Annotated in this window: 21 protein-coding genes; 7 read left to right on the forward strand and 14 right to left on the reverse strand. The window is 37.2% G+C overall.

Going from position 1 to position 24,598, the window contains the following annotated elements:
* Nucleotides 1-14: 14 nt before the first annotated feature.
* Together Q0093_RS02325 and Q0093_RS02330 are read right to left on the reverse strand one after the other, a co-directional pair.
* Entirely contained in the window at nt 15-959 is a 945-nt protein-coding gene (locus Q0093_RS02325) for a 3-oxoacyl-[acyl-carrier-protein] synthase III C-terminal domain-containing protein (RefSeq protein ID WP_294176101.1), read from the reverse strand.
* Between the two features lie 36 nt (nt 960-995).
* A complete protein-coding gene (locus Q0093_RS02330) occupies nt 996-1,580 on the reverse strand; it encodes a TetR/AcrR family transcriptional regulator (RefSeq protein ID WP_031258025.1) in 585 nt (194 codons plus the stop codon).
* Nucleotides 1,581-2,011: 431 nt separating this feature from the next.
* Between Q0093_RS02330 and Q0093_RS02335 the strand changes: the two genes are divergently transcribed.
* On the forward strand, nt 2,012-2,158 hold the full coding sequence (locus Q0093_RS02335) for a hypothetical protein (RefSeq protein ID WP_022601575.1): 147 nt from the start codon (nt 2,012-2,014) through the stop codon (nt 2,156-2,158).
* Nucleotides 2,159-2,300: 142 nt separating this feature from the next.
* Here Q0093_RS02335 and Q0093_RS02340 read toward each other — a convergent pair whose 3' ends face one another.
* Nucleotides 2,301-2,828 (reverse strand): DJ-1/PfpI family protein, encoded by a 528-nt coding sequence (locus Q0093_RS02340; protein ID WP_297304544.1) that lies wholly within the window; start codon nt 2,826-2,828, stop codon nt 2,301-2,303.
* Nucleotides 2,829-2,996: 168 nt separating this feature from the next.
* On the opposite strand from Q0093_RS02340, the gene Q0093_RS02345 reads away from it, so the two are divergent.
* Together Q0093_RS02345 and Q0093_RS02350 are read left to right on the forward strand one after the other, a co-directional pair.
* A complete protein-coding gene (locus Q0093_RS02345; RefSeq protein ID WP_294176104.1) occupies nt 2,997-3,344 on the forward strand; it encodes a helix-turn-helix domain-containing protein in 348 nt (115 codons plus the stop codon).
* Nucleotides 3,345-3,355: 11 nt separating this feature from the next.
* Complete coding sequence (locus Q0093_RS02350; RefSeq protein ID WP_297928306.1) at nt 3,356-4,255, forward strand: WYL domain-containing protein; 900 nt, start codon at nt 3,356-3,358, stop codon at nt 4,253-4,255.
* Here the strand turns inward: Q0093_RS02350 and mutL are convergent, their stop codons facing one another.
* The 10 genes from mutL to tig all read right to left on the reverse strand — a co-directional run bounded on the left by mutL (nt 4,256) and on the right by tig (nt 19,762).
* Nucleotides 4,256-6,145, reverse strand: a complete 1,890-nt coding sequence (gene mutL, locus Q0093_RS02355) for a DNA mismatch repair endonuclease MutL (protein WP_297928307.1) — start codon at nt 6,143-6,145, stop codon at nt 4,256-4,258. It lies immediately after the preceding gene.
* A gap of 25 nt (nt 6,146-6,170) precedes the next feature.
* On the reverse strand, nt 6,171-7,814 hold the full coding sequence (locus Q0093_RS02360) for an OstA-like protein (protein ID WP_297928308.1): 1,644 nt from the start codon (nt 7,812-7,814) through the stop codon (nt 6,171-6,173).
* Between the two features lie 23 nt (nt 7,815-7,837).
* Nucleotides 7,838-9,199 (reverse strand): peptidylprolyl isomerase, encoded by a 1,362-nt coding sequence (locus Q0093_RS02365; RefSeq protein WP_297928309.1) that lies wholly within the window; start codon nt 9,197-9,199, stop codon nt 7,838-7,840.
* 31 nt (nt 9,200-9,230) lie between these two features.
* Nucleotides 9,231-10,094, reverse strand: coding sequence for a peptidyl-prolyl cis-trans isomerase (locus Q0093_RS02370; RefSeq protein ID WP_297928310.1), 864 nt, complete (start codon nt 10,092-10,094; stop codon nt 9,231-9,233).
* Between the two features lie 62 nt (nt 10,095-10,156).
* The gene (locus Q0093_RS02375) at nt 10,157-12,118 is read right to left on the reverse strand and encodes a peptidylprolyl isomerase (RefSeq protein ID WP_297928311.1); all 1,962 of its coding nucleotides are present in this window, start codon (nt 12,116-12,118) and stop codon (nt 10,157-10,159) included.
* Nucleotides 12,119-12,329: 211 nt separating this feature from the next.
* The gene (gene guaB / locus Q0093_RS02380) at nt 12,330-13,805 is read right to left on the reverse strand and encodes an IMP dehydrogenase (protein WP_297928312.1); all 1,476 of its coding nucleotides are present in this window, start codon (nt 13,803-13,805) and stop codon (nt 12,330-12,332) included.
* A 172-nt stretch (nt 13,806-13,977) separates the two neighbouring features.
* Nucleotides 13,978-16,158 carry a DNA helicase RecQ gene (gene recQ / locus Q0093_RS02385; RefSeq protein ID WP_297928313.1) on the reverse strand — a complete coding sequence of 727 codons (2,181 nt, stop codon included), beginning with the start codon at nt 16,156-16,158 and terminating at the stop codon, nt 13,978-13,980.
* 111 nt (nt 16,159-16,269) lie between these two features.
* On the reverse strand, nt 16,270-17,508 hold the full coding sequence (gene clpX / locus Q0093_RS02390) for an ATP-dependent Clp protease ATP-binding subunit ClpX (RefSeq protein ID WP_297928314.1): 1,239 nt from the start codon (nt 17,506-17,508) through the stop codon (nt 16,270-16,272).
* A gap of 28 nt (nt 17,509-17,536) precedes the next feature.
* Complete coding sequence (gene clpP, locus Q0093_RS02395) at nt 17,537-18,205, reverse strand: ATP-dependent Clp endopeptidase proteolytic subunit ClpP (RefSeq protein WP_294176117.1); 669 nt, start codon at nt 18,203-18,205, stop codon at nt 17,537-17,539.
* 198 nt (nt 18,206-18,403) lie between these two features.
* A complete protein-coding gene (gene tig, locus Q0093_RS02400; protein ID WP_297928315.1) occupies nt 18,404-19,762 on the reverse strand; it encodes a trigger factor in 1,359 nt (452 codons plus the stop codon).
* Nucleotides 19,763-20,147: 385 nt separating this feature from the next.
* On the opposite strand from tig, the gene Q0093_RS02405 reads away from it, so the two are divergent.
* From Q0093_RS02405 to Q0093_RS02420, 4 genes are all read left to right on the forward strand, one after another.
* The gene (locus Q0093_RS02405; RefSeq protein WP_009319405.1) at nt 20,148-20,393 is read left to right on the forward strand and encodes an RNA-binding protein; all 246 of its coding nucleotides are present in this window, start codon (nt 20,148-20,150) and stop codon (nt 20,391-20,393) included.
* A gap of 465 nt (nt 20,394-20,858) precedes the next feature.
* Nucleotides 20,859-21,890 carry a YeiH family protein gene (locus tag Q0093_RS02410; RefSeq protein ID WP_294176230.1) on the forward strand — a complete coding sequence of 344 codons (1,032 nt, stop codon included), beginning with the start codon at nt 20,859-20,861 and terminating at the stop codon, nt 21,888-21,890.
* An 11-nt stretch (nt 21,891-21,901) separates the two neighbouring features.
* The gene (locus Q0093_RS02415; protein WP_297928354.1) at nt 21,902-22,819 is read left to right on the forward strand and encodes a LysR family transcriptional regulator; all 918 of its coding nucleotides are present in this window, start codon (nt 21,902-21,904) and stop codon (nt 22,817-22,819) included.
* A 112-nt stretch (nt 22,820-22,931) separates the two neighbouring features.
* Entirely contained in the window at nt 22,932-23,084 is a 153-nt protein-coding gene (locus Q0093_RS02420) for a hypothetical protein (protein WP_009319402.1), read from the forward strand.
* A 68-nt stretch (nt 23,085-23,152) separates the two neighbouring features.
* On the opposite strand, the gene Q0093_RS02425 is transcribed toward Q0093_RS02420, so the two are convergent.
* On the reverse strand, nt 23,153-24,430 hold the full coding sequence (locus tag Q0093_RS02425) for a glycosyl hydrolase family 28 protein (protein WP_297928316.1): 1,278 nt from the start codon (nt 24,428-24,430) through the stop codon (nt 23,153-23,155).
* Nucleotides 24,431-24,598: the final 168 nt, after the last annotated feature.

Here is a 24,598-nt window from a genome sequence, read left to right on the forward strand (position 1 = left end):
TAAATAGATTAAAATCAAAATTTCACTAAAAATCCGCCACTTGAATAACCTCCGCCAAAAACAGTGACAGCGGCCTTATCTCCTTTTTTCATTTCATGGATATGCTGCGCCAAAACCAGCATAGCACTTGCCGAACCGGTATTTCCCAATTCCCGGATATTATTCAGAAAACGGTCTTCCCCGAGCTTCAACTGGTGGGCAACATTCGCTACGATACGCATATTTGCCTGATGACATATAATATAATTCAAATCTTCAATCGACATCTGGTTATCCGAAGTCAAATGCTCAAGAACTTCAACCATATATTTACAAGCATGCATAAACACATCACGACCTTCAGGCATTGTAATTCCGTCCTCTTTCGGTTTTAAATGCACAGCATCCGGGCCTTTACCGATATGCCCCAAACCTCGAGTATAAATACTGGTTATCTCTGCTTCGCCTTCTTTCTGCAAATCTTTAGAAACAAAAAGAGCGACTGCAGCATCTCCCCATAAATGTCCGCATTTAGGATCACTTTCATTACTATAATATGTATTATGCTCTGAACAAACGATCAAAGCTTTAGTTGCTTTTCCCATAGCAAAATAGCCCTCAACAACCTCAAGTGCATTACTGAATGAGGAACAAGCCGATGATATATACAAAGCTTTCGCCTTTTCTATCTTAAATTCACGTTGGGCAACATGGGCCAAAGTAGCTACCGTATCACGAGGAGAATAGCATGCAGAAACAATCAAATCAACATCCGTTATATCATACGGGAGATACGGTATGGCAGCACGTATTGCTTCTAACCCCATTGTATCGGAATTTTCTCCTTCTCCGGCTTTAGATCGCGTATTTATACCCGTTCGCTGTAATATCCAGTCACTGGTTAACCCGTTAATTTCAAAAAAATGATCGTTAGACACTCTTTCTGTAGGGATATAATACCCGGTCGCATTAATATACATACAATTTTAAATTAGTAATTTATTAATTTTGTTGCTTTATTTCTTGATTCCATACAACACAAGATCTGCGATATATTCTTTTACCCGAAGCCTTTCCAAACCCATTTCGGTAAAATTATCTCGTATATAAGGCACATCTAAACCTTTCAGAGCATAATGCAATATCGTCGCTGTTGCAGAAACACTGGTAATTCTAAAATCTCCTCTATCGACACCCTCCTTCAAAATCCCCTTTAGCAACACAACTTCGTGCATATCGATATTCTTACGAGCTTGTTCTACTTTCCAAATATCCCTGAAAAACTCAGCTTTCAAAGTACCATTACGCAAAACGGTTTCCTTGACTGCTTCAAGTCTGGTAAGAATATAATTAGTAAGTTTTTCTTCAGGAGGAAGATCTTTATTGGCAATGTCTTTAAGCCGTTGCAATAAATGTGCGAGTTCCGATTCTACTACTGCCCAATAAATCTCGTTCTTATTCTTGAAATACGTATAAAGAGTTCGTCTTCCCTTACGAGATGCAATGGCAATGTCATTCATCGTAGTATTTTCCAACCCCGACTTAGCAAATAATTGACGTGCCACATCCACCAACATCTCACGAGTCTTAGACATATAAATGTTTTTTACTTTTGCACACTTAATTAAAAACTGTGCAAAAGTAACCATTTTATCTTAACCTCAAAACTTATCATATACATTTTATCATATTATATGAATAAAATACCATAAATAGCGAGTTTTACACCATAAAAATGTAATTATTTATTCATATTAGGACAATATAAAAAAGAGAAATATATTTTTATACCAATATCTATTTTAGAATTTGTTTAGAAGCTATCTAAAATTTTGCACAAAAAATATTCATCTATTTTTTGAGTTTATCTCTTAATGAATAAACTTATAATAAATAAACAATTCTGTTAAACAATATTATAAATCTATCATTTTTATGTTATAAAACATATTTATCAAACTATTATTCGTATATTTGCAATGTAGAAATTAGAATAAAAAATCGTCTTTCAATCCGGAAAGACAAAAAAAAGATGAAAACAATGAAATCTGTAAACGAAGAAATCGCTATGTTGCGATATCAAATTCAACGCTATCAAGCGGTCAAAAATGGAGCTAAATGTCAAGAATTAAATGCAAAGCTCCGAGTATTAACTCAAAAGCAGGAAACTGCAATTTAAAAATTCTCAATCAACTAAAGGCGGACTTTCATCGCAATCGGGCGGCGACAGTCCTTTTTTATTTTTAGCAAACAGATAATATAGTTATAAATAACAAAGGGGAGACAGATTGATTATCTACTCCCCTTTACCATGAAAAAATTTATTGTAAAACTTCAAGAAGTTTCGGCATAAGCTGCGGTATCGCATGTTCATTTTGCGCAGTATAAAAGTGCCCATCAATCGTTACGGCATCATCGGTAGCTATACCTTTTTGAATTGCCGGTTTGGCTAATGGATGAACGGCTAATCTCTTTCCTTCTGTAATTCCGGCTATTTCAAATATCAAACTCGCAGCACAATGCCCTATCATTAACTTATTCTTATCTGAAAATTCCCGGATAACCGATAATAAATCAATATTATAATCTTGGTTTGCATTCTGCTGAAAAACGGGAACAGCATCACCACACGAAAACAATAATGCATCAAATTCTTCAGCATGATCTTTCAGATTAGCAATTAAATCATCGGTTAATAAAGTAATTCCGGAATTTGTGCGTATATTCTTATTATCTGACACGGCAAATAACTTATAAGAAATCCCTTTTTCATAAAAAGTTTCAAGATACTGAAACAAACCAGCTCCATTAACCGGATCGACCGCTAATACTGCAACTTTTTTCTTCATAATCATCAATATTTATAAATAATACAATAGTTATTATTAGTAAGTTTATTATTTTTGTTTTGTAAAAATAAGCAATATCTATTAAGAGGACAAGAACGTACCTATAAATTAGATAGTTACATTTATGTAACAATTATTGAAAAACAAACGAATAGAGAATATTAAAAAATGCAAAATTTTCATCCGACCGGTATTTGCCCGATACGAGACATACTAAGTCATTTGAGCAGCAAGTGGGCAACTTTAATATTGATAACTTTGAATGCAAATAAAACCATGCGTTTCTCGGATATTCAAAAAAGTATCGGGGATATTTCGCAACGTATGCTTACCGTAACTCTTCGATCTCTCGAGACAGACGGATTAATTTCCAGAAAAATATATGCGGAAATTCCTCCCCGAGTAGAATACATGCTGACAGAAAGAGGCTACAGCTTAATTCCCCACATAGAAGGTCTGGTCAACTGGGCTACCGATAACATGCCGATGATAATGAAAAACAGAGAAAACAAATAAGCTGACGACCAATGGCTAAGAATCTTTTTAACCGTTATATCTGGCTGGTAGATACAATATACAGAAACGGAAAATTGTCTTTTAAAGAGATTAATGGCAAATGGATGCAAACTGATTTTTCGGAAGGAAAGCCAATTCCTCTTCGAACATTTCATAATCACCGAGAAGCCATACAAGATTTGTTCGACATCAATATCGAGTGTAACAAAAGTACTCATGAGTATTACATAGAAGATGCCGACCAACTCTCAAAAGGAACATTGCGAAACTGGTTGCTGAATACTTTTACCGTCAACAATCTCATTAATGAGAAATATAAATTACAAAACCGTATTTTATTAGAGAATGTTCCCTCTGGACAAAAATATCTAACTCCGATCATAGAAGCAATGCGAGATGGAAAAAGAATTTCTGTTACTTATCAGTCTTTTACCAAGAATGAACCGGAAACTTTTGATATAGAGCCTTATTTTGTAAAACTGTTTAAACAGAGATGGTATATTATCGGATATTCTACGTTTCACGAAATGATCCGTATTTACGCTCTCGACCGGATACAAGTAATGCAGATGACCGACAAAACATTTGAACTTCCTCAAAATTTTTTACCGGAAGAATATTTCAAAGACTGTTTCGGAATCATTCACGGAGAAAGTATTACGGAGACCGTACTGTTAAAGGTAAAAGGCAATCAAGTAAAATATTTCAAGGAATTACCCTTACACATCTCACAAAAAGAAATAACCAAAGGAATTAATTACTCCGTATTTCAATATAGGTTAAAAATAACTTTTGATTTGGTACAAGAAATATTATCATACGCACCGACAGTCGAAGTCCTCGCCCCAAAATCTCTCCGGGAAGAAATTCTAAAAATATTGCTTGAAACTTGTGAGATATACGATAAATAATTACTTGAAACGCTTCTGAAGTTCATCGACAGAAAAAATCGTCAATGTCGCTTTTCCATCGGGAGTATAACCCGGCATGGCAGAAGCGAACAAATCATCGGCCAACTGCTCCATTTCGAGAGGTGACAAAACCTGCCCATAAGGAATCGCCGCAGATTCGGCTAAAGTCAATGCGATAGCTTCATGAATATCTGATTTCACATCTCCACCTTTTTCGGAAGCGGTCTCGATCATCTTATTCAATAATCCAACGACATCTACACCCTCTATTCCTCCCGGAATTCCACTTATAGAGAAAGCACCTCCCCCCATATCCGATAAGTCGAAACCCAAAGAATATAAATCTGCTTTAATCTCAGAAAGGATAGCTCCCTGCGAAGCGGACAGATGAATCATCTCCGGAAACAATACCCGTTGAGAAACCCCTTGACCAGATTGAAGATGCGATATATAACGATCATATAATATACGAACATGGGCTCGGTACTGGTCAATCATCACAACTCCGGATTTAACAGAAGTAATAATATAACGACCTTTCACTTGAAGATACTGTCCTCCGACGGTTGTAGTAACAGAATCATTTATCTTCGATGCAATTGTTTCAGAAGGGACAGTTTCTGCAGAAGACAGATCCGGAACAACAGACCGATTAACTTTCGAAGAAAATATCTGAGGTTCTTCTTCTGTTGAGTTTCGAGGTATATCTTTCGCCGATTCAAATCCTGAATAAAGTTTACTCCAATCATAATCAGGGCGTTTAGTTCCTGCTGAAGAAGCGCTCTTAAACGGATTATAACCGGGAGTAAAAGCCGTTTGTGGAGGCTTTACCGCATCCCCTTTATGAAAAACCGGAATTTCAGGAGCTCCCTCCATATCAAAATCGATAGAAGGTACAGCACTGAACTTACCGAGAGCCTCTTTCACGGCAGCCGATAATATCTGCCAAATCGGTTGTTCATTCTCAAATTTAATTTCTGTTTTCGTCGGATGAATATTTACATCTATGGAGGCCGGATCGACAGTTAAATTGATAAAATAATTAGGCATCTCTCCTACCGGTATCAACTGCTCATAACTTTGCATCACGGCTTTATGAAAATAAGGATGGCGCATATACCTCCCGTTGACAAAAAAATACTGCAATGCATTCCGTTTTCGAGAAGCTTCAGGTTTACCGATATAACCCGATATTTTTACCAATGACGTCTCGACCTCTACCGTTAAAAGCTGCTGATTCATCCCCTTTCCGAAAAGTGAAATGATACGTTGGCGGAAATTAGAAATCGGAAGATTAAAAAGTTCATTATCATTATGAACCAATTCGAATGCTATCTCGGGATTAATTAATGCGATACGTTCAAATTCAGAGAGAATATTACTTAGCTCTACTTGATTCGATTTCAAGAATTTCCGTCGGGCAGGAACATTATAAAAAATATTTTTTACAGCAAAATTCGACCCCACAGGACATGAGACGCACTCCTGAGACTCTACAACCGAAGCAGCCAATGCAATCGCAGTACCGACTTCATCTTCGGTACGACGAGTGCGTAATTCGACTTGAGCTATTGCAGCAATAGATGCCAACGCTTCTCCCCGAAATCCCATTGTACGCAAAGAAAACAAATCTCCAGCTTGGCGGATCTTAGAAGTTGCATGACGTTCGAACGAAAGCCGGGCATCTGTTTCAGACATACCTTTACCATTATCTATTACCTGAATAAGGGTACGACCGGCATCTTTGACTATAATCTGTATCAAAGTAGCACCGGCATCGATGGCATTCTCAACCAACTCTTTTACAACAGAAGCAGGACGCTGTATCACCTCTCCCGCAGCAATTTGATTGGCAACAGAATCTGGCAATAATTGTATTACATCACTCATATCAACCTCTTTTTCTTGTTATCTGTTACATTTCATTACTGAAACGACGTTTCTTTTTCGGAATCTCACTCTTCTTACGAATTATCTTCCTGAATATATCTGCAGGGTCTCTCGGACGGATCTCTTCATACCAATGAAAATCTGGCAAATAAAGTTGTGCCGGAGTTATTTTAGGTATCGGAGTCAGTGATCCATCCACTTTGTTATACATAATCAGCTTATCCATCTTCTGATCCTTCAGATACATTGTAAGAAAACTACTTTCCGCATAATTCAGCCCTGTAAATGTTGAATCTCTTTCTTGAGGATAAAAAATAGTCCGTACATTTCCGCTGACATCCACCTTGTCTAATCTCCCTTCTTTAAAAAAGGCTTTCAAATCTTTCCCGGAAAGTTGATCGAAAAAAGCCGTATCCTTCTGTTGTGTAGCAAAAGCAAAAGCCGGTACATGCGCCCACCTTACGGTACTGTCATTCATATATACCTTTATCGTATCCCCGAATATTTGATAATCAAGATTCCAAAGAATCGGGTTTTTAAACATATACACGGCAGAATCTTTGGTCTTGTACACCATAGAATCGCAAACACCTTGTATATCATTTCTGAAAAAACGTGTTCCGTAATATGCACGTATCAAACGCGTCGAGTCCAATAATACGGAGGAACGTAACGTATCGGCATGTAAATAAAATGTGTCGGGTTGGGAATAATCGATAACCCTCGCCGAATCTGTCGCCATCGAAGCTTCTTTTATTTCATCATAAAAACCGTAATTTCCCTCCATCGTTATTCTTCGGATTGTATCATTCAGAATCATATTCCCGAATACTTCTCCGAAACCTTCTGCCCGATTATAAAAAATAGTATCACCTGTAAGCTGTTGGCTTTTGCTTACGATAATAGAACGGTCGAAAAGCATCGAAGTATTGTTATGCGTATCATACCATCCCAGTTTAGAATATATAACGTTACTATCCGAAACCATTACGGAAGGTCCGATAATATCGGCAATTTTTGTATTCGTATTGTATTCCAGCGTATCGGAATAGAGCGTATATTCCTCATTAACCAGTTGTACATCAAAATTAAAAACCGCCTGTTTCGTATCCGGACTATACTGTCCATAAATAGAACTGAGTTCATTCTCAGTATCGACAATCTTACCGCCATCGAAATAATAACCGATATTAGGCTGCATATCGTAGTTAAGGCTATCGGTAAACAATACGACATCCCTATTCTCCATACGAACATTATAGCGCAAACGGGCAACTTGCACAATACCGTCATAAAACATCACATCGCTATATACAAACAAGGTATCACCTTGTTCCATACGTACATTTCCGAAAGCATCCAGAGAATTCGTTTTCTCATAAAAATAAGCACTGTCACAAAACATATACATTCCTCCCCGACGAAAACGAACGTCTCCTCTGAGTATCTGAAAATCCGGATGAATATCTTTATCGAATTGCAACTCGTTCGCATACTCCAAATAAACTTTCTGAGGATCATCTACGGCAGATTTTATAGGAGTCTTCTTAACGACAATAGGGGGATCATCCGGCCGATGTCCCGCCCAAACACAAAGAGTTAACAGGCATAAAACACCAATCAGTATTTTATGCCTGTTTACCCATGAATATTTTCTATTACCAAACATCAATCGGCTTATTATTCTAATTTTTATTTCTTAATCCAGCCGTCATACTTAAAGTCACAATTCCGCCAGCCGTCTTTAATACGAATATACGTTTCTTTTTGTTTTTTTCGAATCCAATTTTCTATCAAATCTTCTCTTCGATTTTGTTCGACAATTGCTTTCAAAGCCTGATAATCATCAGACATATTAGCCTTATGCCCTTCTACTCGGGATCTCAATTTTACTAAAACGGCAACCTCTTTTCCCTTTTTCTGATCCATCATAATAAACGGCTGGGATATATCGCCGGCATTCATCGTGTTTACGACTTTTGCAATTTCTTGAGGTAATTCACTCATCTGAAATTTTGTAGTTCCATTTTCAGAATTTACCATTAATCCCTGATTATTGCGTGTATTTTTATCCTGTGACAAATACTGGGCAGCTTCTTCAAATTTAAACTTTCCGGAAGTAATGTCATTTCTCAAACTATCCAGACGTACAATCGAGTTGTTCAATTCCTTTTCAGAAACTTTAGGTTTCAATAATATATGTCGTGTATTAATTCGATCACCCCTTTTCTCTATCAATTGGATAATATGATAACCGAATTCTGTTTCTACAATTTTAGAAACTTTCTTCGGATCATTCAGGTTAAACGCGACATCTGCATATTCTGGTACAAGTTGTGCCCTTCCCATAAAACCTAATTCTCCACCCATACGCGCCGAACCCGGATCTTCAGAATAAAGAATGGCTAAAGTAGAAAATTCCGTATCGCCTTTAGTAACCCGTTCGCTGTACTCCCGTAAACGAGCCTTGATATTATCGATTTCTTGTTGTGGGATTTTCGGATTTATAGTTATTATCTGCACTTCTACTTGAGTAGGAATATAAGGTATGCTATCTGAAGGTAATCCGGAGAAAAAACGGCGAACCTCCGAAGGTGTTATTTTTATATCCTTGACCAACTGACGCTGCATTTCCTGAACAATTCCTTGTTCTCGTACCATCTCGGCCATCTCCTCTCGTAATTCGCTCATCGGTTTATTGAAATATTCTTCTACTTTTTCTTTTGATCCGATATTAGCGATAAAATAGTTCAGTTTACGTTCTACTTCTTGAAAAACCTGAGAATCGGAAACGGTTATACTATCTAACTTTGCCTGATGCATAAAGAGCTTTTGTATCGCAATCTGCTCTGGTATCACACAATACGGATCTCCATCTATTTTCTGTCCGTCATACTGCATGCTTCGGTATTGCTCCTCGACTTGAGATTTAAGTATAGCCTCATCACCGACAACCCAAACGACTTCGTCTATTATATTATTTTGAGCTTGAAGTGAAACACCGATCAAACTGAAAAACAAAGTCAACAACAATACACTACTAAATTTTCGCATCGTTTTCTTTTTAATTAATTTATTTATTTCATCAATTGAAATATTCGACCTCTTTCTCCTTAAGAGCATCCCTATATAGTTCTTCTTTCACCTCTTTAAGAAAATCCATCTTTTTCTGATTTATGAGAATTTCCTTTATCTGGGCTTTTGCAAAATCAAAGGGCATTTGTCCTCCCTTGAGCTGATAATCGCTGATATTCAAAAAATACCAATATCCCTTATGATTCAATTCGATATTCTTATGCGTACGAAGAAAATCCGCCTCACGTTCTACAGAATAAGGAATATTATCCATTATTTCATCAAAAGATACCCATTTATCATAAAAATATTCATAAATTACGGCATTATGCAGTCCGTACTTTTCTATATTTTCCACCGCTTCGGGCGTAACTGATTTATACCATTTTTTCAAACGGGCAATCTGCGGTGAATTTTCCGGAACTTTCAAAAATAACCCTTTGATTATCGCTGAATGCAATTTAAATTTATCACGATTTTTCTCATAATAAACGCTCATATCTTCCTCTGAGATCTCTTTGTCTAACTTTTCGTTCAGTAAATGCTTTTGATATTCAAATATCACAAGTTCCTGCCGATAACGCTCCACCATGCGATCGATATTCTCTTTATCCGGAATATTACGGGAAGCAACCTCATAAAGTAACTGATCATCTACCCATCGCTTTATAAAATTATCTGCAAATAAAGCACTATCCTTAGACTTCAGTCGATCAGGGATTTCCCTTTCTAAATCTCCGCGAGTCAAAACCTTATCACCTATCCGGACTAATACAGTACCCTTTTCGTTTTCCTCTGAAGAGTTCTTTTTACAGCAAAAGAACAGAAACACGACGGCCATAGTCCATAAGGATAAAGCGATTTTATGCCACATAGTTTTTTCCCATTACATAGAAAGCTAATTGATCGGTAAAAATACAACGAAATCTGCTTACTCTATTGCACATTAACTGTTTTTAGAACATCTTTATTTATTTCAACCGGATATTTTTTATTCAAATTTTGTACCCATATCTTTTCAAGATAATTCTGATAATCAGCCGTTACCTGACCTTTCATATCAGTATAAGCTTCAGGACCTTTCTTCAGCATTTTACCAACAATAAAAACGACCGGAAATTTTTCATCTACAGATAATTCACCTTCCTTAAATGCCAAATTATCAACTTTTTTATTATCTCCTTTTTGGAAAAGCCCTTTCTCGATCTTTACATGTTTAATACTGTCGGTATTAAACTCTTTATTGATATAAAAAACAACAGAATCAGCAGGCAATGATTTAATTCTCTTCTTGATCGTTTTTACCAAAGCCTTATCATCGCATTGTACTAAATACCCTTTATAGCGAGGCTGATCCCAAGTATATTGTTTTTTATGAGCTTTAAAATATTTCTGTAATCCGGCAACATCATTGGACGCCTTTTCCCATACTTCACGATTACTTATATCGAATAAAAGTATTCCGTCACGGTACTCATTCATTAGATTCCTGAATTCAGGATATTTCAACTCAAGCTTAGTATCCTCGTAATGTAATATTTCATTATCGACAAATGCATCTATTTGTTTATTTAAATAGGCTACATTATCACCATGAAATGCGCCTTGTGCAGACTTCGAATTTTTCATAAAATTCCCCAAATCGGCTACAGTCCAGTCTCTCCCGTCCAAACTAAACAACACAGATTGGTCTTTACTGATATTATTCAAGAACAATGTATCCATAGGATTCGTTTCTGCCGCAAACTTTTCCAATTTTGCTTTCTCTCCAACATTCATATTAAATGCATATTCAATTTTCAACTTTTCGATCAGAGATTTTTGACCTTTATTGGATCTTTCATCACGCCCTATCCGTCTCATAATATCGGGCTTCAATTCTTCAAACGGCTTCAATCCCCTTGTATCCAACAACTTAATAATATGCCATCCGTAAGGGCTCAAAACAGGTTGAGATACATCTCCTTTATTCTTCAATGCATAGGCGGCATCCTCATATTCTTTTACAATGCGTCCGGTAGATATCCAAGGAAGCTCTCCTCCCCGTTGACCGGAATTTTTATCTTCAGATTTTTCTTTAGCTAACTCGGCAAAATCAGCTCCTTGAATTATCTGCTGATATATTTCTCGTATCTGCTTTTCTTTTTCTTTTTTTACTTCATCTGAAGCATTTGAAGGCAACATCAACATAATATGTGCCGTAAGTCTTTCTCCCGGATCAGGACGACGGTCGGAAACTTTCACCAAATGATAACCGAACTGGGACAAAACCGGCTCGGAAACATCCCCGACCGGAGTCGTATAAGCGGCCGTTTCAAAAGGATACACAGTCATAAATCCGCCAATATATCCCAAATATCCGCCATTTTGTTTTACAGAAGGATCTTCAGAATACTCTCTTGCCAACTTTCCAAAATCCTCTCCTTTACGGATACGTTCCAAAACAGACTTTGCTTTTTGATAAACTTTTTCTTTTTCGACATCTGTCATTCCCGGATTTACCCTAAACAAAATATGACTTACTTCAACATTTTCTTTTAATCGGTCATAAGCCTCTTTTGCTAATCGGTCATCCATTTCTCTATCTACTAAATACGGCTGTACCAACTGTGCACGATAACCGGCAAGCTCCGTACGAAAAGAACGTGTAGTATCCAATCCGCATGCTTCAGCCTCAGCGACCTTCAACTTATAATTTTTAAACAGCTCCACATATTCATCCAACGACTTAGGATCAGTCTGTTGTTGGTTATTCTTTTTATAAATGTATTCGAATTCCGATTTTTTTATGCTCTTTCCGTTTACCTTCATCAATACAGGATCATTTTCTGGATTCTGTGCACACAGAACAAATGAATAACCGGCACACAAGGATAATAATAACCATTTGTTTTTCATCGTTTCATCTTTTTATTTAAGCAACTCTTTTGTGACGAGTTCTCTTTAAATTTTACACTTAAAATAATAGAAATACACTAATTTAACGACTCAAATATAAGAAAATTATATTGATCCCGCCAAATTAGTGTATATATAAACAGCTTACGATAAAAATTCAGAGCCTGTGCAAGATTTGACAGGCTCTGAATCTATTATGATTTCAACTTCTTTATTCTCCTCGACTATAATTCGGCGATTCGCTCGTAATAGTCACATCATGCGGATGACTTTCAGCTACTCCGGCATTTGTGATTCGAGTAAATTTAGCCTGATGCAAAGCTGCTATATCGGCAGCACCGCAATATCCCATACCGGCACGCAACCCTCCTACCATTTGATAAATTACCTCATATAGAGATCCTTTATAAGGAACTCTGGCGGCAATACCTTCCGGAACAAGTTTTTTTACATCCGTCTCCGCAGCTTGGAAATAACGATCTTTTGAACCTTTTTCCATAGCTTCTAACGATCCCATGCCTCTATATGATTTAAATTTACGTCCGTTATAAATAATCGTTTCTCCCGGAGATTCTTCTACTCCTGCCAACAATCCGCCCAACATAACAGAATATCCTCCGGCAGCCAAAGCTTTGACGATATCGCCAGAATAACGGATTCCTCCATCTGCAATCAACGGAATACCTGTTCCTTCCAAAGCTTTCGCAACATCATAAACAGCAGAGAGTTGAGGCACACCGACTCCTGCTATCACGCGAGTCGTACATATAGATCCCGGTCCAATACCAACTTTTACACCATCCGCCCCGGCATCAACTAAATATTTAGCGGCTTCTCCCGTAGCAATATTTCCGACAACAACATCTATCTGAGGAAATTTTGCCTTTACCTGTTTTAAAACATCGATTACATATTTGGAATGCCCATGTGCCGTATCAATTACGATGGCATCGACTCCTGCATCCACCAAAGCAGCGGCTCGGTCGAGAGAGTCTCCGGTCACTCCGATTCCGGCAGCAACACGTAACCGTCCTAATTTATCCTTGCAGGCAAAAGGCTTGTCTTTCGCCTTGGTTATATCTTTATATGTTACCAACCCGACTAATTTGCCGTCTTTATCGACAACAGGCAACTTTTCTATTTTATGATTCTGCAAAATATCGGCAGCTTGCTGCAAATCGGTAGATTGATTTGTCGTTACCAGATTTTCACAAGTCATTACTTCATCTATGGCACGAGAAAGATTCCGTTCAAAACGTAAATCCCGATTAGTGACAATACCTACTAAATGGCGATCATCGTCAACAACAGGAATACCCCCAATATGATACTCTTTCATCAAAGCTAATGCATCCTTTACGGTCGATCCTCTCTTGATCGTTACCGGATCATAGATCATTCCGTTCTCAGCACGCTTAACACTATGCACCTGCTTGGCTTGTGCCTCTATGGACATATTCTTATGTATAACTCCTATACCGCCTTCACGAGCTATGGCAATAGCCATTTGAGCTTCGGTAACTGTATCCATAGCGGCGGAAACCAAAGGTATATTCAACTGAATGTTCCGTGAGAACTTGGTTGTCAACTGAACTGTACGAGGAAGAACTTCCGAATAAGCGGGGATCAACAAAACATCATCGAATGTCAACCCATCCATAACAACTTTATCTGCAATAAATGACATAATGAGGTAGGCTTAAAATTTATTGCGTACAAAGATAAATATTTTCAATGGATATTTATACGTAAAGATTTTATTTTTTAATGGTTTTTAAAAATAAGTTTTTTCAAACGACAATGACCGGAAGATTCTGACTACAGACTCTCCGGCCATTGTGACTTTTTTCTGATTTTGTTTAGTTTCCCAATTCGGAAAGGAATTTGATCCGAACCAGACGGATCTCTTCCTCGGTATAATCACGTCCCAATTCTTCTATCGCCGCTTCAAGATCATCGCTGTCCGCTTCTTTGAAATATTCAAATATATCATAAATATGGTCGTCATCCATCACTTCTTGCAAAAAATAGTCGATATTGATTTTCGTTCCCGAATACACTATCGCTTCTACTTCATCGAGAAGATCGGTAAATTCAAGACCTTTAGACTCGGCCAGTTCATCAAGAGCGATCTTGCGGTCGATACCCTGGATAATAGACACCTTCATCTTAGACTTATTGGCAACCGTTCTCACACGCAAATCTTCAGGACGTTCTATTTCGTTTTCGTCACAATGCGTCTTTATAACTTTAATAAATTCTTCACCGTAACGTTTGGCTTTTCCAGCCCCGACTCCCGGTATATTCTGCAATTCTTCAATAGTTACGGGATAAGTCGTCGCCATAGCTTCGAGCGAAGGATCCTGAAATATAACATAAGGAGGCAACTCCAATTTCTTGGCTATTTTCTTACGCAAATCTTTTAAGATAGCATATAAAGTAGGATCTACGGCACAGGTAGCTCCTCCCTTCATCGGAACTTCTTCCTCAACATCATCAAAATCGTTATCCTCCACAATCTTGAATGATACCGGCTTTTTCAGAAATGCGTGTCCGGCTTTCGTAACTTTCAGCAGCCCGTAATTTTCAATATCCTTATCCAAATATCCGGCTATCAATGCCTGTCGTATTACTGCACTCCACGTTTTTTCCTCTTCACCTTGACCGCATCCGAACACCTCAAGATCTTCTTGATGATACGAAAGGACTTCGGTCGTTTCTTTTCCCAATAATACATCGATCACATGATCGGCTTTAAATTTTTCTTTCAGAGCTATTACAGTTTCCAAAACTGCACAAAGTAAATCTTGAGCTTCCACTTGTTTCTTAGGGTTTAAACAATTGTCACAATTTCCACAATTTTCTTCTCCGTATTCTTCCCCGAAATAATGCAACAACAATTTTCTCCGGCACACCGATGATTCAGCATAAGCTGCTGTTTCGAGCAATAACTGCTTCCCGATTTCTTGTTCAGCAATAGGCTTTCCCTGCATAAATTTCTCCAATTTCTGCAGATCTTTATTAATATAAAACGTTATACACTGACCTTCGCCGCCATCTCGTCCGGCACGTCCGGTTTCCTGATAATATCCCTCAAGGCTTTTCGGAATATCATAATGGATAACGAAACGAACATCGGGTTTATCAATTCCCATACCGAATGCGATAGTAGCTACTATTACATCGACCTTCTCAAGCAAAAAAGCGTCTTGGTTCTGAGTCCGAGTAGTAGAGTCCATACCGGCATGGTACGGAAGCGCATTTATGCCGTTAACTTTCAATGTTTCGGCAAGTTCTTCGACTTTTTTCCGGCTCAGACAATAAATAATTCCCGACTTACCTGATTGGGATTTGATATATTTGATAATGTCTCGATCAATGTTTTGCGTTTTGGGACGCACTTCATAATAGAGATTAGGTCGATTAAAGGAAGATTTAAAGACCTCCGCATCAATCATCCCAAGATTTTTTTGAATATCGTGTTGTACCTTAGGCGTTGCTGTTGCCGTAAGGGCAATCAACGGATGAGAACCTATTTCATTAATTATAGGACGTATGCGCCGGTACTCAGGTCTGAAGTCATGTCCCCATTCCGAAATACAATGCGCCTCATCCACAGCATAAAATGATATTTTTACTTGTTTAAGAAATTCTATATTTTCTTCTTTGGTAAGAGATTCGGGAGCTACATACAATAACTTGGTACGCCCCGCCATAATGTCATCTTTTACCTGATCTATTGCAGCTTTATTCAAAGACGAGTTTATAAAATGCGCCACACCATCTTCCTCACTGAAATTACGCATTGCATCCACCTGATTTTTCATCAAGGCGATAAGGGGTGATATGACAATAGCCGTGCCATCGAGTAATAACGAGGGCAACTGATAACATAAAGACTTACCTCCGCCCGTAGGCATCAGCACAAATGTGTCTTTACCATCAAGCAAATTCCGAATTATCGCCTCTTGATTTCCTTTAAAGGTATCAAATCCGAAATTTTTCTTCAACTCTTCTACCAAATTTGTTCTTGTTGCCATATAATGTAATGATTAACAGTCAGAAGACAATCATAATTTTCTCATTAAGAGAAACTGCGTAAACAAATTTATAAACAAGTCTGCAAAATAACCAATTTATTTGAATCTTTTTTAATGTAAAGCATGCATATTCGCCTTTTTCAGCTTTTCCTCTGCATACTTTCGGGTAATATGCAACGTTTTTTCATCGGACGAAGGCATATCAAACATCGCATCCATCATAATCGTTTCTGCAATAGAGCGCAATCCTCTAGCACCCAACTTAAATTCAATCGCTTTTTCCACAATATAATCAAGGACATCGTCATCAAATGTCAATGTCACATCATCCATTTCAAATAAACGGACGTATTGTTTAATAATAGAATTCTTCGGTTCGATAAGTATTCTACGTAAAGCATCTTTATCCAACGGGTCTAAATAAGTAAGTAACGGTAACCTGCCTATAATTTCCGGAATAAGACCGAACGACTTTAAATCCTGAGGAGATATATACTGCAACATATTATTGCGGTCTATCTCCTGACGTTTCTTATCTGCTCCGTATCCCACTACTTGCGTATTGAGCCGAAGTGCGATTTTTTTCTCTATACCATCAAACGCTCCACCGCAAATATACAGGATATTTTTAGTATTTACGGCAATCATTTTTTGGTCGGGATGTTTCCGTCCACCCTGAGGCGGAACATTAACGACCGATCCTTCGAGAAGTTTAAGCAACCCCTGCTGCACACCTTCTCCACTAACATCTCTCGTAATAGAAGGGTTATCTCCTTTACGGGCAATTTTATCGATTTCATCAATAAATACAATCCCTCGTTCTGCCGCTTCAACGTTATAATCGGCTACCTGTAATAAACGGGTCAATATACTTTCGATATCCTCTCCTACATAACCGGCTTCCGTTAAAACTGTGGCATCGACAATCGTAAACGGAACATTCAACATGCGAGCTATTGTTTTTGCCAAAAGAGTTTTTCCCGTACCGGTATGCCCCACCATAATGATATTCGATTTCTCAATCTCAACATCTTCTTTTTTCGAATCGGCATTCTGCAACAACCGTTTATAATGATTGAATACCGCAACAGACAAATAGCGTTTTGCGGCATCCTGTCCGATCACATACTGATCTAAAAATCGTTTGATCTCCTGAGGACGAGGCAGATCTTCTTTAGTAAAGCCTAATCCTGAATTGACAGTCTTATTCTTTTTGAGAATTTCCTCTATCATCTCATGCGCCCGCTCGACACAATCATTGCAGATAAAACCTGTAGCTCCTGTAAGCAATATTTCAACTTCTTTTTCAGAACGTCCACAAAAACTACATTTGTTTATTTGTTTCGTCATTTCCTATTTCTTGTTCTTGTTCTTCGCGTTATTTCGCTTTAGTAAGCACATCATCGATCATTCCATATTCCTTCGCTTCTGCCGCAGTCATCCAATAATCCCGGTCAGAATCTTTTTCTACTCTTTCATAAGTATTCCCCGAATGATCAGCAATAATCGTATAAAGTTCTTTTTTAAGCTTCTGTATCTCCCGAGCAGTAATTTCTATATCCGAAGCCTGTCCCTGAGCACCGCCCATAGGTTGGTGAATCATCACTCTCGAGTGCTGCAATGCAAAGCGTTTTCCTTTTGTTCCGGCCACAAGTAACACCGCCCCCATAGACGCAGCCATACCTGTGCAAATAGTAGAAACATCACTCGCAATATATTGCATCGTATCATATATTCCCAAACCTGCATACACACTTCCTCCCGGTGTATTTAAATATATAGAAATATCTTTACCCGGATCTGCAGAATCAAGATAAAGCAATTGAGCTTGAATCACATTAGCAGTATAATCATCGACTTGAGTGCCTAAAAAGATGATCCTGTCCATCATCAAACGAGAAAATACGTCCATTTGAGCAACATTCAACTGGCGTTCTTCTATAATTGTCGGAGAAATATAACTGCTGGTTATATCTATATATTTATCCAACGCAAGTCCGTTCATACCCAAATGTTTTGTGGCATAATTTTTAAAATCGTTTGTCATACGTTTTCCTTCCTGATTAATTTATAGTTTTCAAACAAAGGTATAAATAAAATCATGTATTCCGCAAATTTATTTTATCCGGAATAACATTAAAAAAGACCATGAACTTTATAATATTATTTAAAACATAGTCATACCAACATAAAAGAAACCCGCCACGTCTGATGGCGGGCGGGTTCTCATCATACTTTATTCAACCTATTTTGTCTCGAACATTTTATAAAATTCATCAGCAGAAACAGCGATTTCATTCAAAGTTACAGCACCTTTAATAGTCGCAATGATTTTCTCTTCTGTCGCACGTTCTGCAACGTTACTAACCATCTTTTTATCTTTCAACATATCGGTCGCATATTTGTCGAGCAAATCGTCAGGTACATTCATCATTCCGTACTGAGCAAATTGCACACGAGTAACTTTACGTGCCATATCCAAAATGTCGGCATCTTCAACTTTTATATTGAAATCTTTAACGATTTGTTCTTTAATCAACTGCCATTTCAAATCAGGAACCATTTTGGGATATTCTTCCTCTACCGATTCGGCTGTACGTTTCTCTCCAGTAGTCACTAACCAACGCTTTAACAAAGCATCCGGCAACTGTATATCTCCGACTTTATTCTCTAAGACTTTACGTGCATCAAGACCGAATTTGTAATCACTCTCCGGTTTCATTTGATTTTCGATCATCTCACGCACTTTCGCTTTGTATTCCTCTTCTGTCTTTACGACATCTTTACCAAATGCATTATCGAAAAGCTCCTGCCCCATTTCTGCCGGTTTAAATCCGAGAATACTAGTAACTTCTACTTCAAAATCAGATTTCATATTCGCCGCTTCTTCTTTTTTGATATGAAGCATCGAAGCCAATTCTACCTCATTATTATCACATGATTTTGCCGGGTTGAAGATGACTTTTTGACCTACTTTTGCACCGGCAAACTTTGATTTCTCATCTTCATTTTTGAAATAATTAGGAGAAATAATTCCCGATTCTACAACGATTCCACCGTCTTTGACATTTCCAGCTTCATCCAACTCTATAAATTTCCCGCGAATCATATCCTTTTCCCCAGCAACTTCCACCGGTTCTTGTGTACCGAAACGGTTTGCCAATGCCTCACATTGTTTTTCGACCATTGTATCGTCAACCGTCACATTATAATAATCCACACAATCCTCTTTAGACAGATTCACAGAAATTTCAGGAGCTAAAGCCACATCAAACGAAACCGTAAAATCTTCTTGCCCGTCAAAATTAATTTCAGGCTGATCTGCAACCGGCATAGGTTCACCCAAAACATTGAGTTTATTCTCACGAATATAGTTAAATAATGATTCAGAAACGAGTTTATTGAATTCTTCAGCCAATACCGATTTTCCGAACATTTTCTGTATCATCCCCATCGGAACCATACCTTTACGGAATCCCGGAATATTTGCTTTCTGACGATAAGCGCGTAAAGCTTTGTCAACTTTTTCTTGATAATCAGCTTTTGTAATCTCAATTTTGATTACAGCAGATACTTTGTCAATGTTTTGTTGTGAAACGTTCATTCCTAACGAATTATTATTATTAAAATTTACTTTTTAATCTTGCCATATCGCTAAAACGTGCGATACTTTACACTGTTATCAAATAATATCGTGTACATTTTGGCAGCGCAAAAGTAACTGTATTCTTCCGATAATCAAACTTCTTTTACAATTTTGTAACAAAAAGTTTTCAGTAAAAGCATAATTCACAGATAAAATGAAGTATTTCAAAAAATTAAAGACGAATTGCTTGCATATCCGAAATTTATATTTTCCTTTGTAATCGAATAAGAGTTGGTTTGCACTATTTAGTGAATCGCTCATGTAACTTATTGCATGACTACAAGCTTTATTTTCCAGACCCGCAACTGTTCAAATTTTTTCACTAATTTATTTTTTTATTTTTATGAACATTTACATTGGAAACCTTAACTATCGTGTTAAGGAAGCAGACTTGCAACAAGTGATTGAAGAATACGGCGCTGTTGAATCCGTAAAAATTATCAAAGACCGCGAAACCGGTAAATCAAAAGGTTTTGCTTTTATTGAAATGAACAACGACGCCCAAGCGAAACAAGCTATCGAAGAATTGAACGGTTCTGAATTCGAAGGCCGTACTATGATCGTAAAAGAAGCTCGTCCAAGATCTTAAAAACTTCATTCACTTGTGAGTCCTTAGTTTACGCAAGTCTGAGTTTTTTATATCGACGACTTACTATAACTGCTATAAAAAAAGACCTGATTTTACTTGATTCAGGTCTTTTTTATATTCTTCGATCCGCTAAAATTCAGAAAATATCACTTTCTAAACCGACATATCGAGAAATCAGAAAAACTGTAAAAAAAATACTGTTTAATATTTTTCTCGAAAACGAAGTAAGAAGAATTTTCCAATAATAAATAAAAGTTATCGATATAGTTTTCGTTATTCTTCAAAATCTTTATCTTAGCATTCTATAAAAGGATCTAAAAGTTTCCAACATTTAAAGCTATAACAAAAAGTTATTCAAGATAAACGGATGTATATCTGTTATTTCAATAAAACTTTATTCATTTGCACCTGTCTAACAAATCAAAAATCGAAGAAAAAATGAAATTAAGTGAAAAAAAAGGCAGTATGTTACATGGAGTCTTATTGATCGCACTCTTTTCGTGTGCAGCATTTTATATAGGAGATATGCCGTTTATCCAAAAACTTTCACTCAGTCCGCTAATCATAGGTATTATCTTAGGCATGCTTTATGCCAACAGTTTACGTAATCAGTTACCTGAGACATGGGTTCCCGGTATTTTATTCAGCTCTAAGCGTCTTCTCAGATTGGGTATCATTCTATACGGTTTCAGACTCACATTTCAAAATATCATCGAAGTAGGGCTTCCGGCAATTATCATCGATGCAATTATCGTTACCGTAACTATTTACGGAGGTATTTATATCGGAAAACTTCTAAAAATAGATCGAGGTATCGCCCTTTTAACATCAGTCGGCAGTGGGATATGCGGGGCAGCCGCAGTATTAGGTGCAGAAGCTACTCTAAAAAGCAAACCATATAAAACGGCTGTCGCTGTTTCTACGGTCGTCATCTTCGGGACTATCTCGATGTTTCTGTATCCGGCATTGTATAATCATGGAGTTATAAATCTTACACCTGAACAGATGGGAATTTATACAGGATCAACTTTACACGAGGTTGCCCATGTCGCCGGAGCTGGAAATTCGATGGGGAAAGAAATTTCTGATTCTGCCATTATCGTCAAGATGATACGTGTCATCATGCTCGTTCCGGTTTTACTGTTTATAAGTTATTCAATGTCAAGAGCAATTGCAAAAATCAGGAGACGTGTCGGGATAGACGCACACAACCCAAACCGATCATCCAAAGTTGCTGTTCCATGGTTCGCCTTCGGATTTTTAGCCGTTATAGGCTTCAATTCGTTTAATTTACTACCCGAACCATTTATCGATTTCATTAATGGATTAGATACCTTTTTATTAACTATGGCAATGACTGCTCTCGGGGCAGAAACCAGTATAGAAAAATTCAGAAAAGCCGGATTGAAGCCTTTTATATTAGCTTCAATATTATTTTTATGGTTATTAGGAGGAGGTTACCTACTCACTAAATATTTAACACCTTATTTAATGTAATTATGTCCGATATGTATGATTTTCGATTGAAAGTATTCCAACGCGTCGCATGGAATCTTAGTTTTACCAAAGCTGCCCAAGAACTACAAATTTCACAACCTGCTGTAACCAAGCACATCCGCGAATTAGAAGCAGTTTACAATACTCGGTTATTCGACCGTATCGGAAACAAAATTGCACTAACGGCAGCCGGAATTATTTTACTAAAACATTGCGATACCATTCTATCTGAATACAGTAAGCTAAATTACAAAATGCATCAGTTAAATAATAAAGAGGTGGGACAAATACATATCGGAGCAAGCCTAACGATCGCACAATATATTCTTCCGGCATTTTTAGCTCAATTTTGTCAAGAATATCCAGATATATCTCTCGATCTACAGATGCATAATACTCTTGAAATAGAAAATATGCTACATGCACAAAAGATTGACATCGGACTGATTGAAGGACCTTCGAGAAAGCCATATTTAAAATATTCGCCATTTCTGAAAGACGAAATAGTTGCGATTGTAAGAAACGTAGCCCGTTGGGGAGACAGCCCGTTTCCTCTTTCTAAAATCAAAGAACTACCACTAATACTTAGAGAGCATACATCTGGCACAACGCAATTTATAGAAGAAAATTTGCAAAAATACGGTATAAAATATTCTTCCCTTAACGTACTTATGCACATGGGGTCGACAGAAGGAATAAAATCATTTTTAAGACATTCGGATTGTGTCGGGTTACTCTCTATTTATTCGGTCAGTAAAGAACTGATGAACGGAGAATTCAGAATTATCGATTTTCAAGATTTCGCAATCGAAAGAGATTTCTGCTTCGTTCAAAATCAAGGCGATAACTCTGAGATAAATCAGTTATTTATCAATTTTATCAATAAAAAATCTTCAGAACAATACGGGCATAGTTATATAGGTAAATAAATCGTACCTTGTTTTAATTCTATATAAAATAGGCTTTAACCATACAACCTTTTCTGAGAAAAAATTGTTATCAAATTATCTCTAACCATTATAGTAAAAAAGATTGATAACAATGAAAAAATTAATATCCAGATTCTCGAAATATGATGAATGGGGATACAGAAATCCTCAATTCGACAAGTTAAAAAAGGTAGCAGGTACTATTATAATGACTATTATCGGTATCACATTTATTACCTTAATCATATTAGAAGAGAGTTTGTAATAGATAGAAATAAAAAGGATGTAATAATCGGGTATTACATCCTTTTTTATCGATATTTTCAAACAAAATTATTTACTCACAGGTTTACCCGAACTAAAATCGATTCCTTCCGGAGCAGATTCATAAACTTTTACAGCATCTCCTTTTTTTACAGATATTGAAGAGCCGTTAATAAAAGAAACATTTGAAGCATAATTTATTTCCATACCCTTCGTTGCCCGAATTTTTACATTATCGAATACAACGTTTCGAATAGGAAGTTCCGGCACACCCCATATAATACCGGCATACTCACAATTATATATTTCTATATTACGTAAAAAAATATTACTCCATGAAGGTGTTGTGGCTGAGACCTCTTCAGCCGAATCTTCTGTAACATCTTTCGGAGTCTTCGGGTAATAACTCGTAATAAATATAGGTTTTCTTACATTATCAATAGTAATATTCGAATATGTGATATTCTTCTCTCCACCCCCTCTCGAACGATTGCTTTTCATCCGGATAGCTGATTCGGTATTTTTAAAAGAACAACTATCTACCAGAACATTTTCGATACCGGTAGTATAACTTCCGATAGAACATCCGTGTCCATTTCCAAAATTACATTTTCGGATCGTGATATTCTTTGTTCCTGAATCCATTGCAATATTATCATCTCCACAAGTGATATTACAATTATAGATCAAAACGTTCGGAGCCCACACATCAATTCCATCGCTGTTGGGGGCTTCATCCGGAGCTTCAATCGTAATATCCCTCACTGTTATATCCGAACTTCCTCGCCCCAACGTTATATGTACATTCGGTGCATTCTGTAATCGGATACCGCTTATTTCTACATTCTTACAATTATCGAAACGAATCAGACAACCCCTCTTTATAGACCTATTCGCCCTAAAAGCTGTCCACCATGCACTTCCGTCACCTTCGATTATACCTTTTCCACTTACTTTAATATTTTGAACTCGTTTACCCGAAATAAGATGAGCATAACGATCCGGTTTGCCATTATTCGGATAACTTCCTTCAACAATGCCGTTCCCTTTCCCATAAGGAAGAGCTTTTAAAATACATCCATCATCCAAAACAAGATTTATATTGCTTTTCATTACAATAGGGCCACACATAAACGTTCCTGCCGGAATAATTACCGATCCTCCTCCGGCAGCACTACAAATATCTATTGTCTTCTGAATTGCAACAGTATTATCTATAGCTGATGCCGACGCCCCATAATCGATCACTGAAAACCGAATTTCCGGAATCTCTGGTTTCAAAATTGTTTGTGCCGATACTATACCTGATAGTATCAACGAACAGATGAGAAAAACATTTTTTTTCATATATAATTAAGATTTATCGAATATAATTCTTAGAGCCTGTCGTAAATTTTTTTGAAGTAAAAATACAGGTAACTCTAAGTTTTTACAATAGACAAATCTTCTTATCGGAGCTTTTCAACAATTATTCCACTCTTTTCGTCAAAAAAGAGACATTTCGGGTAAAAACTC

Source organism: uncultured Coprobacter sp. (assembly GCF_947855755.1).
GTDB lineage: Bacteria > Bacteroidota > Bacteroidia > Bacteroidales > Coprobacteraceae > Coprobacter.

Coding starts and splice junctions, on each gene's coding strand:
- Q0093_RS02325 (WP_294176101.1), bottom strand. CDS start 959: ATGTATATTAATGCGACCGGGTATTATATCCCTACAGAAAGAGTGTCT.
- Q0093_RS02335 (WP_022601575.1), top strand. CDS start 2,012: ATGAAAACAATGAAATCTGTAAACGAAGAAATCGCTATGTTGCGATAT.
- Q0093_RS02340 (WP_297304544.1), bottom strand. CDS start 2,828: ATGAAGAAAAAAGTTGCAGTATTAGCGGTCGATCCGGTTAATGGAGCT.
- Q0093_RS02345 (WP_294176104.1), top strand. CDS start 2,997: ATGCAAAATTTTCATCCGACCGGTATTTGCCCGATACGAGACATACTA.
- Q0093_RS02350 (WP_297928306.1), top strand. CDS start 3,356: ATGGCTAAGAATCTTTTTAACCGTTATATCTGGCTGGTAGATACAATA.
- mutL (WP_297928307.1), bottom strand. CDS start 6,145: ATGAGTGATGTAATACAATTATTGCCAGATTCTGTTGCCAATCAAATT.
- Q0093_RS02360 (WP_297928308.1), bottom strand. CDS start 7,814: ATGTTTGGTAATAGAAAATATTCATGGGTAAACAGGCATAAAATACTG.
- Q0093_RS02365 (WP_297928309.1), bottom strand. CDS start 9,199: ATGCGAAAATTTAGTAGTGTATTGTTGTTGACTTTGTTTTTCAGTTTG.
- Q0093_RS02370 (WP_297928310.1), bottom strand. CDS start 10,094: ATGTGGCATAAAATCGCTTTATCCTTATGGACTATGGCCGTCGTGTTT.
- Q0093_RS02375 (WP_297928311.1), bottom strand. CDS start 12,118: ATGAAAAACAAATGGTTATTATTATCCTTGTGTGCCGGTTATTCATTT.
- guaB (WP_297928312.1), bottom strand. CDS start 13,805: ATGTCATTTATTGCAGATAAAGTTGTTATGGATGGGTTGACATTCGAT.
- recQ (WP_297928313.1), bottom strand. CDS start 16,158: ATGGCAACAAGAACAAATTTGGTAGAAGAGTTGAAGAAAAATTTCGGA.
- clpX (WP_297928314.1), bottom strand. CDS start 17,508: ATGACGAAACAAATAAACAAATGTAGTTTTTGTGGACGTTCTGAAAAA.
- clpP (WP_294176117.1), bottom strand. CDS start 18,205: ATGACAAACGATTTTAAAAATTATGCCACAAAACATTTGGGTATGAAC.
- tig (WP_297928315.1), bottom strand. CDS start 19,762: ATGAACGTTTCACAACAAAACATTGACAAAGTATCTGCTGTAATCAAA.
- Q0093_RS02405 (WP_009319405.1), top strand. CDS start 20,148: ATGAACATTTACATTGGAAACCTTAACTATCGTGTTAAGGAAGCAGAC.
- Q0093_RS02410 (WP_294176230.1), top strand. CDS start 20,859: ATGTTACATGGAGTCTTATTGATCGCACTCTTTTCGTGTGCAGCATTT.
- Q0093_RS02415 (WP_297928354.1), top strand. CDS start 21,902: ATGTATGATTTTCGATTGAAAGTATTCCAACGCGTCGCATGGAATCTT.
- Q0093_RS02420 (WP_009319402.1), top strand. CDS start 22,932: ATGAAAAAATTAATATCCAGATTCTCGAAATATGATGAATGGGGATAC.
- Q0093_RS02425 (WP_297928316.1), bottom strand. CDS start 24,430: ATGAAAAAAAATGTTTTTCTCATCTGTTCGTTGATACTATCAGGTATA.